This is a genomic window from Bacillus sp. KICET-1 (assembly GCF_027721405.1).
GTDB lineage: Bacteria > Bacillota > Bacilli > Bacillales > Bacillaceae > Bacillus > Bacillus velezensis.
This window is the reverse complement of record NZ_CP113515.1, coordinates 3,499,361-3,516,416: the sequence shown is the minus strand read 5'-3', so window position 1 is coordinate 3,516,416 and position 17,056 is coordinate 3,499,361. Positions and strand designations below refer to the sequence as shown.

2 protein-coding genes are annotated in these 17,056 nt (G+C 43.8%); both read left to right on the top strand.

What is annotated here, in order from left to right; translation table 11 throughout:
- The first annotated feature begins 9 nt into the window (after positions 1-9).
- On the top strand, positions 10-12,267 hold the full coding sequence (locus tag OVA33_RS17485; RefSeq protein WP_128974065.1) for an SDR family NAD(P)-dependent oxidoreductase: 12,258 nt from the start codon (positions 10-12) through the stop codon (positions 12,265-12,267).
- Positions 12,267-17,039, top strand: a complete 4,773-nt coding sequence (locus tag OVA33_RS17480; RefSeq protein ID WP_063636618.1) for a type I polyketide synthase — start codon at positions 12,267-12,269, stop codon at positions 17,037-17,039. The genes OVA33_RS17485 and OVA33_RS17480 overlap by 1 nt, the downstream gene beginning before the upstream one ends.
- The last annotated feature ends 17 nt before the right edge of the window (positions 17,040-17,056 follow it).

Sequence of the window (17,056 nt, the reverse complement as noted above, 5' to 3'; positions counted from 1 at the left end):
TGGAGGCCAATGGTTCATTTGAATAAACAGAGTGCGGATATCGCGATAATCGGGGTTGCTTGCAGATTCCCCGATGCAGATCATTATCATGAATTCTGGGAAAACATAAATAGCGGCAAAGATTCCATCCGGGAAGTGCCGATTGAACGGTGGAATCCCGATCTTTATTATTCAGCCGATATCAGTATACCGAACAAAACAATCAGCAAGTGGGGAGGTTTTATTCATAAAGCTGACCATTTCGACCATAAGTTTTTTAATATCTCTCCCCGGGAAGCGAAAAACATGGACCCTGAGCAAAGAATCCTTTTAGAAGAAACTTGGCGGTGCATCGAAGATTCCGGGGTTTCTTTGCAGGATCTCCAGCGTAAAACCACTTCTGTTTTTGCGGGTATTATGAATTCTGACTACCGGCAGACAGGTCATGCTGAATCGGAAATCGACAGTTACGCCTGTTTAGGAAGTTTCGAAGCTATGCTTTCCAACCGGCTTTCATACACATTCGGTTTGACCGGAAAAAGCATGTCTGTAAATGCCGCTTGTGCATCGTCGCTTGTTGCTTTACATGAAGCGGTTAAGTCATTGCGGACAAAAGAAAGCGATTATGCAATCGCATCGGGAGTAAACTTGAATTTCCAACCCGGAAAATATATTTCTTTTTCCAAAGCCAGAATGCTGAGTCCTGACGGCAAATGTAAAACCTTTGACGCAGCGGCGAACGGGTACGTTCCCGGAGAAGGGGCAGGCGTTGTATTGCTGCAGCGCCTTGGTGATGCAGTAAAAGCCGGTCACCATATATACGGGATCATAAAAGGGACAGCTGTTAATCATGGCGGTAAATCCCGTTCCATAACCGCTCCCAGAGCAGAAGCGCAGAGCCGGGTCATCTCAGAAGCTTTACACAACGCTGCTGTCGATGCTGCGACGGTTTCTTATGTAGAAGCACATGGCACAGGTACATCTCTGGGCGATCCGATAGAAATAGAAGCATTGACAAAAGCGTATCGGCAATATACTGAGGATACTCAATATTGCAGGATCGGAAGTGTGAAAACAAATATCGGTCATACAGAAGCAGCGGCGGGAATGGCCGGATTGATAAAAGTTCTAATGATGATGAAACACCGGAGGGTGCCGAAAAGCCTGAATGTACATACGGTAAATCCAATTATACAGTTTGAAAAAACACCGTTTAGGCCGGCACTTGATTCAAGTGATTGGAAGGCGGCAGACGGGGCTCCGCTCAGGGCGGGAATCAGCTCCTTCGGTTTTGGGGGTGTCAACTCTCACGTCATCATCGAAGAATTTATACATACAAAAGACGAATCTGACAGAAAAGGAAGGGTACCCTTCCTTTTCTCCGCTAAAAGTGAAGAAAGCATGAAACAAATGATACATCATTGGAGAACCTTTTCTGACGATTCAGAGGAATTTTGCAAAATATCAAATGAAGTGATCAGCAGCACCCTTTTAACAGGGAGGACATCGTTTGATTACAGGGCTGGTTTATTGGCAGGCAGCAAGGAGGAATTTAAAAATCAGCTTAAAGAGGGATTGAGTTTTCGGAGGAAACAAGATTCTGAATGGGCGCTTGCCATCGGTGACTTCAAATGGGAAAGCTATAAACAATTTGCCGTTTTGAAACGGGTGTTCCCTGATTTAGAAAAGAACGTAAGGCCGGTGCTGAAGGGTATACCAACATTGCACAGTTCATTTAAAAGAAAATGGACGCCTGAGAAAATCCGCTTGTATTCTTTAGTTATCAATACGGAAATCATAAAAAGTATCCTGGCATCCGGTTTTAAGCCAAGCCTCATTACAGGCGCCGGAGACGGATATTACGTTGCTCTTGCAGCAGCGGGTATCATCAAAATTGAAAAGGCCATTTCTGTCATCACAGGCGCTGAAAAACCTTCGCACTTATCCTGTGAGCCGCCGTCCGTTCCATTTGTCAATCCGTACACTTCAAAAACGTACCCGCCGGTTCGATTAAATGAAGAATATGTAAGGATGCTGCTGAACGGTCTGAGCTTCCCGGCTGATTTTACAGACCGCCTGTACGGGAAAACACGGCTGCTTCTTGAGCACCAATATACGTTTAAAGGTTTTTTAGAAGAGTGGGATAAAGCGGGAAAGACTCAGGAAATCGAGATTTTATCTTATATTGTGAATCGCACGGCGGATAAAAGAAACGCACTGCCGGCTGATGAGGAAGCGGCGATCATGGCTATCCTTGCCTCTATGAGAAGACTGTATAAGAGATGGGATTTAACAGATTATGATGGATTCTTTAATAATGATTATGTTCTGGAAATATTAAATTTACTGGACGAAGGAATTTTGTCTAAAGAACTTTTTCTGAGCATGTTATTGAAAAAGCAAGACGGAATTAAACAGGCTGTTGCTTGTATTAATGAGCAGCCGGCAGATTTTTATGATAAGGATCGTTTTCCGTTGATGACAGAATACAATCAAATGGATGCCGTGTCTCAGGAGATAGCTGATCATATGCCGCTTCACACGGAAGAAAAGGGAACGGAGACGGATATGGATATTTCTGATTTTTCAGTTTTCCAATTCGGATCGCTCCCTCCATCAGCAAAACTAAACAAAGCGGCTGCTTTTGAAGCGGACAAACCAGCTGATGAGGCTCTTTATCATTCATTTATGCAAATGTGGCTTTCAGGAGAAGAGATTGAATGGGCGAAACTAGGTGACTATCATAAAAGAAAAGCCCCGCTTCCGCCTTATCCGTTTGAGCGCTGTCAATTTTCTTTAAACCCTCAGCAGGTAAAATCAGACGCGGCTTTTTCAGCAAAGAAGAATCAGGCACTTTATACGCCGATATGGAAAGAAACCGCACTTGAGAATGAAGCGGACAGCGGACAAGCCTGTACTATTTTGCTGTTCTCCGAGAATAAAGACTATTTTGAAGAGATGAAAAAAAGAGAGAATACGTCCGCATATCTTATTATGCCCGGTGACCGTTTAGAGCAGATAAGCGATAGTGTTTTCACGATCAACAGGCAGCGTCCCGATGATTATCAAAGTGTCATTCGTCTGTTAAAAGAAAAAGGCGCAGCGCCTGATGCAATTTTGCATACGTGGTCTGAAAAACAGCCTGAACTGGAAGAAACACTCGAATCAGGAATTTATTCCGTGTTTTATCTGACTAAGGCTTTAATCAGCGAGAACCTTATAAACAAAGTAACGTTCATTTATACATTCAGCGCAGATCAAAAAGAAAAATTGCCGTATTTTGAAGGTGTGAACGGTTTTTTAAAATCGGTAAAACAAGAATATCCGCAGCTGCATTGTAAGACGGTTTGCTTTGAACATGATTCTGCAGCCGTTTCATTTTCAGAGAAGGCTGCCATTCTTTATAAAGAAATAAACACAGCACCTGATCGGCATATTCATATCACTTACAGAGGCTGCGTAAGATATGCACGGATGTTAGAGAAGCAGAGAGAAACATACACAAAGACCATTCAATACCCTGAAAAAGATAAAGTATATTTAATTACAGGGGGATTTGGGGGGATTGGCAGTAAAGTCGCTGAATATTGCGCGAAAACTGAAAGATCCACCATTATTCTATCGGGGCGATCTGCTTTAACCGGAGATAAGCAGAAACATTTAGAATACCTGAACAGCTTTAAAGCCAAGGTTTATTATATACAGGCGAATATATCCGATAAAGAAGCGGTAAAAAAAATGATTGACGGTATTACCGATCAGCATGCAGGTCTTCATGGCGTCATTCATTGCGCAGGAGTTATCAGAGACTCGCTGCTTTTTCAAAAAACAAAGCAGGAACTTTCAGAGGTGATTGCTCCGAAAGTTCATGGTGCGTTGAATCTTGATCATGCAACGAAGTCGCTGGAATTGGATTTTTTCGCCGTTTTTTCTTCAGTCGTCTCTATTGCAGGGAACGAAGGCCAGTGTGATTATGCATATGCAAACGGCTTTTTAGATCATTTTGCAGAATATCGGGAATGGAAACGGCAAAATTCTCTGCGCAGCGGCCGTACGCTGACAATCAATTGGCCTTTATGGAAAGACATCGGAATGGGGGCGAACCTGTCAGGTCAAGGGCGGACGTCTCTTTTTCATGGTTCCGGGCTCGAAGAACTTCCTGCTGAAGACGGAACGCAATGGTTTTCGCGGATTGTAACTTCGGGTCAGCTGCATAATATTGCAGTCTGCGGTGATCATGAGCGCTTTGAACAATTTATGCGGCAGAGATTTTTGACGGACGAAACAGAGACAGGCAGTGCCATTCCTTTGGCCCAAGGCGATATTTTGGATCAGACAGTTTTGTTTTTAACCAATATCATCTCCTCTGAGGTCGGTGCAGAACGGGAAGAGATCGATCAAGATGTGCATCTGGCTGAATATGGAATGGATTCGGTTATGATTCATCAATGCAACACAAAGCTGGAGCAGTCACTGGGAGCAATTTCGAAAACGCTTTTATTTGAATTTCATACAATCAGAGATTTAGCAGATCATCTTGTAAAGGAATATCCGGATCGGCTGGGGCGTTTATTTTCACGGGAGGAAAAAGGAAAACAGATTCAGAGCATTACCCCTGCCAGGCCGGAACAAAACATCACTGCACCTGCGGCGGAGGAAAAAGAACATCTTGACGGGATAGCGGTAATCGGTATCAGCGGCCGTTATCCCGGGGCTGAAAATATCGAAGAATTGTGGGAACTTCTATCAAAAGAGAGAACCGCAATCACAGAAATTCCGAAGGAACGTTGGAATTATGAGACCTACTATGATCCAGACCCCGCTAAAGCGCATGAGGGGAAAATTTATTGCAAATGGGGCGGATTTTTAAAGAACGCTGAATCATTTGATTCTTTGTTTTTCCAAATATCGCCGAGAGAAGCAGAAGCGATGGATCCTCAGGAACGAATATTTCTCGAAACCGTGTGGAAAGCATTTGAAGATTCGGGATATACCATTGAAGGGTTGAGAAAGCAGACCGAAAAACATGTCGGTGTATTTGCGGGAGTGACGACCAATTCTTACAAGCTGCTCGGCGAAAGAATACCGACGGACAAAAACGATGTACTTCCAAATTCGTTCCCATGGTCTCTCGCGAACAGAGTGTCTTACACATTTGACTTTACAGGTCCCAGTGTCCCTGTAGATACGGCTTGCTCTTCATCCTTAACGGCAATTCACATGGCTTGCCAAAGTTTAAAAAAAGGTGAGTGCTCGGTTGCGGTTGCGGGAGGAGTAAATTTGTATCTTCATCCTTCTGACTATTTATACCGATGTCAGATGGGGATGCTTTCAAAATCGGGAAAATGCAGAAGTTTTGGAGAAGGCGGCGACGGTTTCGTACCCGGGGAAGGTGTCGGGGCCGTAATTCTTAAACCGCTTAAAGATGCCATACGTGATAATGATACTGTGTACGCCGTCATTAAAGGAACGGCAATTAATCACGGCGGAAAGACGAATGGCTATACGGTGCCTAATCCTGCCGCACAGGCGGATTTAATCCAAGGAGCTCTTAAAGCGGCCGGTTGGAGCGCCAGAAGTGTCAGCTTTATTGAAGCCCACGGCACGGGAACGCCGCTGGGTGACCCGATTGAAGTCCGCGGCCTGACCAAGGCGTTTAGAGCTTATACCGAAGATGTTTCATATTGCTCTCTCGGATCGATTAAATCTAACATCGGTCATCTCGAAGCGGCTGCGGGTATTGCCGGCCTGACAAAGATTATCTTACAAATGAAGTATAAAAAAATAGCCGCAACACTGCATGCTGAACGGGTGCATCCGGATCTTTATCTGGAAGAGACACCTTTTTGTCTTCAGCAGGAAACCGCCGACTGGATAAAACCCGCGAATGAAAAACATTCTGACAGCAAATATCCGCGGCGTGCGGGATTAAGTTCTTTCGGAGCGGGCGGGGCGAATGCTCATATTCTTGTGGAAGAGTATGAGTCTGCTGCTGACTGTTATACGGATTGTGAGGAAAGTGAGGAACTTATCGTACTCTCAGCCAAGCATTCACTGAGTTTACGGGAATCGGCAAAACAGCTGGTGGAATATCTTCAAAAGGCCCGTCAACAACAGGGCGAGTTTTTGCAGCAAGCGGGAACAAACAAGCCGCTTCACCTTTCTGATATTGCGTATACCCTTCTTGAAGGGCGTGAAGCCATGCCGGAAAGGCTTGCTGTCATTTCAAATAATATCGATGATCTGATGTTGAAATTAAATCACTTTTATAATGGAATTGACGATCACGAAATATTTAGAGGGAAAAAACTGAATCATAAACGCAGACAGCAGCAATCGGATCTTCCGCTCAAATCCGGCAGAACCACATTAGCCGAAATGGCTGAATTCTGGGTATCAGGAGGCAATTTAAGCTGGGAAGATTTCCGCACTGGCAGAAAACCGGCGAAAATTACCCTGCCGACTTACCCTTTCTTAAAAAACAGACTGTGGGTGTCAAATAAGGCGCAATCAAAATCAACAGCTGATAAAGCTCCTTTATTTGATTTTTCTGCAGGTGAGTGCCGATTTTATAAAACGCTTTCAGATTCTGAATATTATGTAAAAGATCATGTTGTGCATGGGAATATGGTTCTGCCAGGAGCGGCAATCATCGAAGCGGCCAGAGAAGCGGGAGAGAGGCTGTACGGAAAATCAGTCATAAAACTGAGTCAGGTTGTATGGGCGGTTCCAATAACCGTTGAGAAAGAAAAGACGGTAATGATAGATCTGCTGCCGAATCAAAAAGACGGCAGATTTGTGGTGAAAACCGATATGCAACCTGAAGCGGCGGTTCATTGCCAAGGAAACATTATCACATGCGGAGATAAAGATGCCTCTCATACAGAGCGTTTTCAATTGGACAGCTGGTTAACCGGACAGAAAAGATTAATCAGCGGCGCTGAGTGTTACAGGGATTTCCGGCAGAGCGGTTTGGACTATGGAACCAGTTTTCAGGTAATAAAACAGCTGTTTATCCATGAAAATGCTGTTCTTGCACGAATATCACTTCCTGAGAGCATTCATAAAAAATCCGGCACGCTGCTGGAACCGTGTTTATTGGATGGCATTTTTCAATCCACAACCGGGTTTACGTCCGGTCAAGAAGGAGATCTCACCGCATATTTGCCTTTTGAATTAGGTGAGCTGGAGATTCTTCATGCACCTTCGGCAAACGGCTATGCTTACATTACAGCTGCCGATGAAAGACAACATGATGATGTCAAAAGGTTTCATATATTATTTATGGATGAAAACGGATCTGTAAGTCTTAAAATAAAAAACTTAGCGTTGAAGGCGTTAAGGGCTGCACCGCAGACTCAGGATGAGCGGCATTCAGTTAAGTATTACACTGATATGTGGAAGCGGGCCCCTCTGCTTCATCAGCCTGAAGCCAGCGGTTTAAACAGCTGCCTTGTGATTTCACTCCGTCGGGATATATCAGAACCGCTGATCCGCCAGGCATATAAAGATATCGGCTTGAACATGATCTTTGTCCGCCATGGCGGCAGTTTTCAAGAAAAAGAAGCTGATTCCTTTGAATTGAACAGCGTCAAACTTGAAGGCTATCAGAAATTGCTGGCGATTCTTAAAGAAAGACAAGTGACAATTGACCGCGTCATTTTAATCGGGATGAGCCCTGAAACGGGAATTGAGCAGAACATTCATGAAAAGCTGGAAGAGGCTGTTTTGCCGGTTTTCAATGTAACGAAAGCTCTGCTAGCAACAATCCCAAGACATAAAATCCTGATATCACATGTATTTTTCACAAGGGAAAATCAAATCTTACCTTATCAAATGGCAATCAGCGGCTTTTTTAGGTCACTTCATTTAGAACATCCAATGTTGTCCGGTAAAAATATTGAAATACAAAGCGATGAAATTCAGTTACAGCTGAACACCGGTCTGCCTGAATTAAAAAACCTTGTGAAAGAAACAATCATCAGCGATGATACTTCAGAAATCAGATACAGAGATGGAATCAGGCAGGTCAAGCACTCTGCAGAAATTGAAAGTGCCGAGCCCCCCAAAAAGATGGAAGTAAAAGAAGGGGGAGTTTACCTCATTACAGGAGGAACGGGCGGTCTGGGACTGATTTTCGCCAGACATCTTGTGCGAAAAGGGAGAATAAAACTTGTCCTTATCGGCAGGTCAGAGCTTTCTGAGGAAGCCGTAAGCAATGTAAAAGAGCTGGAAAAAAACGGATCAGAGGTTTTTTATGTAAGAACCGATATTTCTGATAAGGAAAATGTCAATAACCTGATAAACCTCGTCAAAAACAAATTAGGTCCTGTTAAAGGAATTATTCACAGTGCCGGTGTGATAAAAGATTCATTACTCATCAATAAGCGTGAAGAGGATCTCGATTCAGTCTTGGCCAGCAAGGTTTACGGAACGATATGGCTTGACCGGTATACAGACAGAGAACCTCTGGACTTTTTTGTAATGTTTTCATCTATCAGCGCAATAATCGGGAACGCGGGACAAACCGATTATGCTTATGCAAACCGGTTTATGGATTATTTTGCGGAAATGAGAGCGGCGGAAAATAAACCTGGAAAAACAGTCTCGATGAATTGGCCTTTATGGAAAGAAGGCGGTATGCGAATTGATATTCATTCAGAGAAGTTCCTTTATGACCGTTTCGGAATGCTGCCTCTGGGAAAACGGGAAGGCCTTGCAGCATTTGATCAAGCAATGACAGGGTGTGAACATCAAATAATGGTATTTAGCGGTAATGAATTAAAGCTGGAACGAATGATAACGATTGACAGCGGAAAAAGTGACCCGGCAATCGCCGACGAAAATCACGAACCGAAAGAGCTGTCAATAACTGAATCTTTAAAAAGCACTTTGACGCGCATCGTCACCGGCGTATTAAAAATTGAAGAACGGGAATTTGATTTTGAACTGCCGATAAGTGAATACGGATTTGATTCAATTATGTTTACAATGCTGGGCAGCGAATTAAACGAGTCATTAGGAATATCAATGATGCCGTCAGATTTTTTCGGTCTTACTGATTTTAATGAACTTCTTGAGTTTTTAAAGAGTGAGTATTCCGAGGAGCTTCATCTCTGCGGTTCTTTTTCTTCAGATGAATCTGCGGCGAAAGACCGGAGAGAAAATCTGATTGAGGGCATCGCAAAGATGATGTCAAGTATTTTGAAGATTGACAGAAAGGAAATAGAAGAAGAGACTTCATTCGGCGAGTACGGATTTGATTCTATTACGTTTACCAGACTCGGAAATGAAATCAATCAACAATATGGTACGGAATTATTGCCGTCCATTTTCTTTGAATGCAATTCACTGGCTGAAATGACTGATTATGTAATCGAGGAATACGGAGAAATCCTTTTTGCTGAGACAGAATCTTTTTCTGCAGCTGACGAAAAAACATTGTACAGCACGCCTCCGCCGGAATCTTATGAACATTCCCCTGAGCCTGAAAATAAAACTAGGCAAGAGGAAAGACATATAAATGAGCCGGTGGCAATAGTGGGAATAAGCGGCCGTTTCCCCCAAACAGATACGCTGGAAGACTTTTGGGAAGGAATTGAAAAAGGCCGGGATATGATTACAGACATTCCTGAAGACCGTTGGAACTGGAAAGAGTTTGACGGCGATCCGATCAGGGACGTCAATAGAACAAAAATAAAAAAAGGCGGATTTATCAAAGGCGCGGACAGTTTTGATCCGTTGTTTTTCGGGATTTCTCCCGCCGAAGCAGAATTAATGGATCCCCAGCAAAGAATTTTTATGGAGACTGTATGGAAAACAATAGAAGATGCGGGCTATAAGCCGTCTGATTTGGCAGGGACGAAAACCGCGGTGTTTGCAGGGGTCGCCACAACGGATTATGCTGAACGTCTGAATGAAAATGGCGTCTCTGTTCAGGCGCAGACCGCAACCGGTTTAAATCATTGTATATTGGCAAATCGTATTTCTTACCAGCTGAACCTGACGGGTCCGAGCGAACCGATTGACACTGCCTGTTCAAGTTCGTTAGTTGCGCTCCATCGTGCGGCTGAGGGGATTCAAAGAGGCGATTTTGAAATGGCGATTGCAGGCGGAGTGCATATTATGACAAGCCCTACTCTGTTTATAGCTTTTGATAAAGCAGGGATGCTTTCCAAAGACGGAAAGTGCAAAACGTTTGATAAAAGCGCTGACGGCTATGTAAGGAGTGAAGGGGCGGCTGCAGTATTGCTCAAGCCGCTCAGCAAAGCACAGGCAGACGGTGATCATATATATGGTTTGATTAAAGGATCAGCTGTAAATCACGGCGGCCGCGCCAATTCTTTGACAGCTCCGAATCCGAACGCACAGGCGGACTTATTAACCGAAGCTTGGCGGAAGGCGGGGGTCAGCCCTGCCACTGCGGGATATATAGAAGCGCATGGCACAGGGACAAGTCTTGGTGATCCGATTGAAGTGAACAGCATCATAAAGGCATTTAAAACGTTATATCAAGAATGGGACATTCCTTTTGCGAAACAGAAATGCTGCGGGATCGGGTCTGTGAAAACAAACATCGGCCATCTCGAAACCGCTGCCGGAATAGCCGGAGTGCTGAAAGTGTTACTGGCTTTTAAATATCGCAAACTTCCGGGACTCGCCCATTTTTCAGAACTCAATCCATACATCAAACTGGAAAATACGCCATTTTATATCACAGAAACCGCTCAAAAGTGGAATCCGATAAAAGATGAAGAGAACAAAGATCTGCCGAGGAGAGCAGGCGTCAGCTCATTCGGATTCGGCGGTGTGAACGCGCATATTGTTTTAGAGGAATATAGGGAACCTCAAAAAGAAGTGCCGGAAAACAACGGTAACACACATATTTTTGTTTTATCTGCGAAAACCAAAGATCAATTACTTGAGTATATCCGGCATATGGTTCAGTACTTGGATCGCGTGATTGCCGGTGACATGACCGTTAATGCCAGTGACATGGAATTTACATTGCAAAACGGCCGGGAAGCAATGAACGAAAGAATTGCCGTATGTGCAGCGAGTCTGACTGAGCTGAGAGATAAATACGTCAGCTTTCTTGATGACAGCAAGGTGCAAAAAGGCGTATTTATAAGCGAAATCACTGAAGAGCGCACAGCTGTTTCTGAATATATGATTCAGGAGGCTCTTCAAAGCGGAAAAGAGGAGCTGCTCGCACAATGGTGGGCCAATGGAGCCGAGTTTGAATGGAAGACAATCGGCAATAAGAAATTGAATAGAGTGCCGATGCCAACTTATCCGTTTGCAAAAGAGAGTTATTGGTTTACTCCGAAAAAGAACAAAAGCGAGGTTAATAGTAAAAGTCTTCACCCATTAATCAGCGAGAATGTCTCAACATTAAAGAAACAAGCATTTAAAACTGTTATTTCCGGAACTGAATTTTTCGTCACTGATCATCTTGTTTCAGGAGACTATGTGCTGCCAGGAGCCGCTTCGCTTGAAATGGCTCTTGTTTGTGCGGAAATAAGCGGAGAAAGTAAAGTATATAAAATAAAAGACGTGATGTGGAACAGACCTATATTATATAAAGGAAAAACGCTGCACATTTATACCGACTTGGAAATGAAACAAGATAAGTTGAACGTAATGATATGTAAAGAGGGTCCGGATGGCGTGCAGCAAATCTGCACACAAAGTGAAACAGTATTCGGAGACATAAACAGCAATCCTGAGTATGTCGATATTGATCAGTTCATACGCAGCAGTGAGCCGGTCATAAGCCGGGAAGAGTGTTATCACCGCTTCAGCCGTATGGGCCTGACATATCATAGCAGTTTTCAAACATTGAAAGCCGTATATCGCGGTGATATGGAGTTAATGGCAGAATTGGAGCTTCCTGCTCATTTAGCGAACGGGTTTTCACATTTTACACTTCATCCTTCATTAATTGACGGCGGTTTTCAAGCGGCGGCATTTTTGTTAAGAGATAATGAGAAAGAGGGCTTATTTGTTCCATATTCACTTAGAGAGCTTCACATTAAGAGGGCGCTTACTGCCCGATGCCATGTCTCGGTGAAAGAAACCGGTTTTTATACGTATAACATTGATTTTATTAACGAGAGCGGCGAAATAGCCGTGAGCATGAAAGACTTTTCTGTCAGAAAAGTGACCGGGGGAGAATTAACCGCAGGACGTAAAAATGAAGATCAGGAAATTCTCTTCTTATTAGAACGATTGAAAAACGGTGAACTTTCTGCTGACCAAGTTTATCAGCTGCTGGAGGGAAAATAGTGCAGATCAAACAAATACTTTCCTTAATTGAAGAACAGCAAATGTCTCCTGATGCAGGACTGGAGCTAATTCGCACTTACAGAAAAGAACAAATGGAAAAAAAGGCGGAGCCGGAATCACAAGCTCCGTCCCCAACCATTTTTTTTAAGAACGAATGGGTAAGGACAAATAACATTGATAGGCCGAATCAGCAGGCACCGGGAAATATGCTGATTTTTGATCAGGATAACCGTCTTTTTCAGCATGCCGAGATGATGAATGGAGAACATAACCGTGTCATTCTCGTAACGCCCGATTCTGATTATAGAATTGAGCGGAATAGATGCACAATCAATCCTTCTGATGAAAATCATGTCGAAATGCTGCTGTCTGATTTGGCTGAAAACGGATTTACACCTGATGTCGTGCTTTATTTATGGAACGGAGAAATCAGAGATTTCACTGAAGAATCCGTTAACGAAACTCTTCGCAGAGGGATAAACTCGCTCTTTTTATTATCAAAAGCTTTAATGCGAAGAAACGAACCTGTTACGTTATTGCATATTTATTGGACAAGCGGTCTGAATCAGCCGTTTCATGAAGCTGTCGGAGGGTTCATGAAAACGGTAAACATGGAAAGCTCCAAGCTTAAAGCGAAAACCATACAGATTCGCCATGAGCATTCTGAGATAAATCCTCCGGTTTCCAAGGTGTGGGATGCTGCAATCAGTGAAATACAGCACTTTCAATCCGATGAATGTGAGGTTTTAATAGACTCACATACCCGTTATGTGAAAGGGCTGCAGCATATTGATAATCCGGAACACGATAACGGATCTGTAACGTATCAAAAAGGCGGCATATATATCATTACCGGAGGAGCGGGAAAACTCGGGCTGCTGTTTGCGGAACACATCGCTAAAGAAAACCAAGCCGTGATTATACTTACAGGCCGTTCTTTTTTAACAGCTGATCAAAAAGAACGGATCAGTAAGCTTAATGAGAGCGGCTCTATTGTTGAATATCAGCGGACGGACATAACAAATCGAACCGAGACAGAGCGATTCATTTTCGGCGTTAAACAGCGGTACGGCAGCATAAACGGGATCATTCATGCTGCCGGCATCCTTCGTGACTCATTTCTTGTAAATAAAAGTCTCAGTGATTTTACGGACGTACTGAACCCGAAAGTTTACGGGACAATCTGGCTGGATGAGCTGACAAAAGACGAAGATCTTGATTTTTTTGTTCTCTTTTCTTCTTTTTCCGCTTACGGAAATGCCGGCCAAAGTGACTATGCGTACGCAAATCATTTTATGGACAGTTTTGCAGTGCTTCGATCTCAGCTCTCCCGAAACGGAAAAACCCTTTCAATCAATTGGCCGTTATTGAAAGATGGCGGGATGAGTCTCGACAGCAATGGAATCATTCAAATAAAAGAAAAATACGGAATGACTCCGATGCGAACTTCCTCTGTTTTGGAAGCGTTTCTGAAAATGCTGCGGTCTTCATTTACCAGCTTAATGCCTGCAGAAGGAGAGCGGGATAAAATGATAAAAGCGCTAGCGATTCATAGAAATACAGCTGCAGCAGATCAAGATACACTCACGGCGGAACACGATGAAGAAGAGGAATATGCTGCGAAAGAAAAAGTCAATGACTATTTAATCAAGATCATCAGCGGTGTCTTGAAAATCCAATCTCATAAAATAAATGCGAAAGACTCTTTTGAGAAATTCGGAATCAACTCACTTATGATCATGTCACTTATTTCAAAGCTTGAAGATACTTTCGGGGATCTTCCAAAAACAATCTTTTTTGAATATCAGAACATTGAAGAGCTTTCAAACTTCTTCCTAACATCTTTTAAAGAAAAAGTGCTTAAGGCCGCAGGGGCAGCTCCGGTAACAAGAGTGCCGAAGAAAAGAGAAAATCTGAGTAAAAAACAGCACCGGCAGCAGAAGGTTGCATCTGCACCGAGCATGGTTCCGCCGGGTGAGGATATTGCCATTATCGGTGTGAGCGGAAGATATCCGAAATCCGATACTCTTGAGGAGTTCTGGGAAAACATTGCCGGAGGGAAAAACTGTATTATTGAAATCCCCGAGGAACGTTGGGATTTCAGATCGACTTACAGTCCCGACAGAATGGAGAAGGGGAAAATCAACAGTAAGTGGGGCGGTTTTATCAGCGGTGTTGATCAATTCGATCCGCTGTTTTTCCATATTTCTCATAAAGAAGCTGAGCTGATGGACCCTCAGGAGCGAATTTTTCTCGAAACCTCCTGGCATACGTTTGAAGATTCAGGATATACAAAAGAGAAGCTTGACAGTATGAAAGCCGGTGTGTTTGTCGGAGCCATGTACGGACAATACCAATTATTCGGCGCAGAAGAAACTGCGCGGGGCAATCCGATCGCGCTCAGTTCCTTCTTTTCATCTATTGCGAACAGGGTTTCATACTTTTTTAATCTCTCCGGCCCGAGCATTGCACTGGATACGATGTGTTCATCATCGCTGACGGCCATTCACTTGGCATGTGAGAGCATTAAAAGAGGGGAAAGTGAAATTGCGCTTGCGGGCGGCGTTAATGTATCCATACACCCCAGCAAATACCTTTGGCTGAGTCAAGGTAATTTTGTTTCCACCGAAGGATTGTGCAGAAGTTTCGGAGAGGGCGGAGACGGCTATGTGCCGGGAGAAGGTTCGGGAGCCGTCCTGTTGAAACCTCTGGAAAAAGCAATTGCCGATCAGGATCATATATACGGAGTGATTAAAGGAACATCTGTAAATCATGGCGGAAAAACCAATGGATTTACGGTTCCGAATCCGAATGCACAAGCTGAGCTGATTGCTGAAAATTTTAAGAAATCGGGCATCAGTCCGCGATCCGTCAGCTACTTGGAAGCACACGGAACGGGTACCTCGCTCGGAGATCCGATTGAGATCGCAGGATTGACAAAAGCGTTTGAGAAATTTACGGATGATAAACAATTTTGTGCTATAGGTTCAGTGAAGTCTAATATCGGACATTTGGAGTCTGCTGCAGGTATAGCAGCTCTTACAAAAGTTCTTTTACAATTTAAGCATCAGAAATTGGCGCCATCCATTCACTCGGAACAGCTGAACCAAAATATCCGATTTGAAAAGACGCCTTTTTACGTTCAGCGGAAAGAAGAAGAGTGGCCGAAAGAATCAGGCGCCTCCAACAGGAGAGCAGCAATCAGTTCGTTCGGAGCGGGAGGAGCAAATGCCCATGTCATTGTGGAAGAATATCAAAACCATGCGGACACACAAACAATAAGCGGGCCGTTTGCCGCAGTTCTCTCTGCCAAAAATGAAGACAGACTGAAAGAATACGCCCGGCGCCTTCTGCAATTCACAGAGCGGGAGACAAAGGCCTCGGCAGCTGATATCGCTTTTACATTGCAGACATGCAGGGAACCGATGGAAGACAGACTTGCTGTTGTAGCTTCCGATTTGCCGGAGCTTAAGGAGAAGCTGAGAACTTTCTGTACTGAAGGAACAATTGGAGAGGGCGTATACAAAGGCAATGTTACGAAAGATTTTGATAAAGTCTTTATCTTTCATGATCAAAAGATGAAAGATAAATTCCTCGAGGTGATGATGGAGACAAAGGACTTGAATCTTCTTGCAAAATTATGGTCTTTCGGGGCTGATATTCACTGGAGAGAGTTATATGAAGAATATACCCCGCAAAAGGTCAAGCTTCCTTTATATCCATTTGCTGAGGAGTCTTACTGGGTGCCTCGAAATCAAAGTGCAATATTTCCGGAAACATTGCCGCAACAGTCTTCACTGCACCCGCTTCTGGATTCGAATGAATCTACTCTGGAACAGCAGTTTTTTAAAACGACATTAAGAGAAAAAGAGATTTGGTTAAAAGACCACATTGTAAAAAACAAGAGCATTCTCCCGGCAGCTGCTTTTCTTGAAATGGCATGCGCAGCGGGAACGCGGTCATATCGAAAGAAAAAGGTCACTCGTTTAAAAAACGTGATATTTGCCAGACCGGCCATGCTTTTGCAAGAGAGCCTGACCATTTACACTCACATTTCCGTAAAAGACGGCAGCATATTATTTAACATGTCACCTGACGAGGATGCTGCTGTAAGGACTGGATTTGTGACGGGGGAATTATATTATGATCATCATTACGGTGATGATGATATAGAGAACATCGACAGACAAGAGATGATAAACAGAAGTGCTTTTGTCCGTGAACAAGATGAATGTTACGAGTATTTTCGGGAAAACGGGTTCCTGTATGGGCGCGCTTTTCAGCCGATTCAACGTTTATGGGGCGGCGGAACGGAAGCGGTTGCACACTTATTGCTGCCAAAAGAAGCCGCATATGCTCTTGAAAATTATACATTGCATCCGTCTTTAATTGATGGGGCTCTGCAATCTTTGTTCGGAATTACCGACGGAAGAGAAGAGGCATCTGTTTATGTTCCTTTTTCAATAGGAGAGATTACGATTCGGAAAAAAGTTTCAGCAGAATGCTGGGCTTATGCGCGTAAAACAGGCCAAAAAGGTCAATCCGAGCTTATTTACGATATTCAGCTGCTTAATGAACACGGAGAGAGACTTGCAGGTTTGAAGGATGTAACCATTCGTAAAAAAGAAACGTTTTCCGCGGAGACGCAGACTCGTGCAACAGCGGATTCCAATGGAAAGAACGAGAGAGTAAAAGAGCTCCTCAGACAATTAAAAGCGGGCGAACTGACTGCGGAGGAAGCAGATTATGCGCTGGAGCGTATGCAGGATTAGTTTATCATTTTGCGGCA

Excerpts from the sequence above, each read along its gene's own strand:
- OVA33_RS17485 (WP_128974065.1), top strand. The coding sequence starts at position 10 with ATGGTTCATTTGAATAAACAGAGTGCGGATATCGCGATAATCGGGGTT.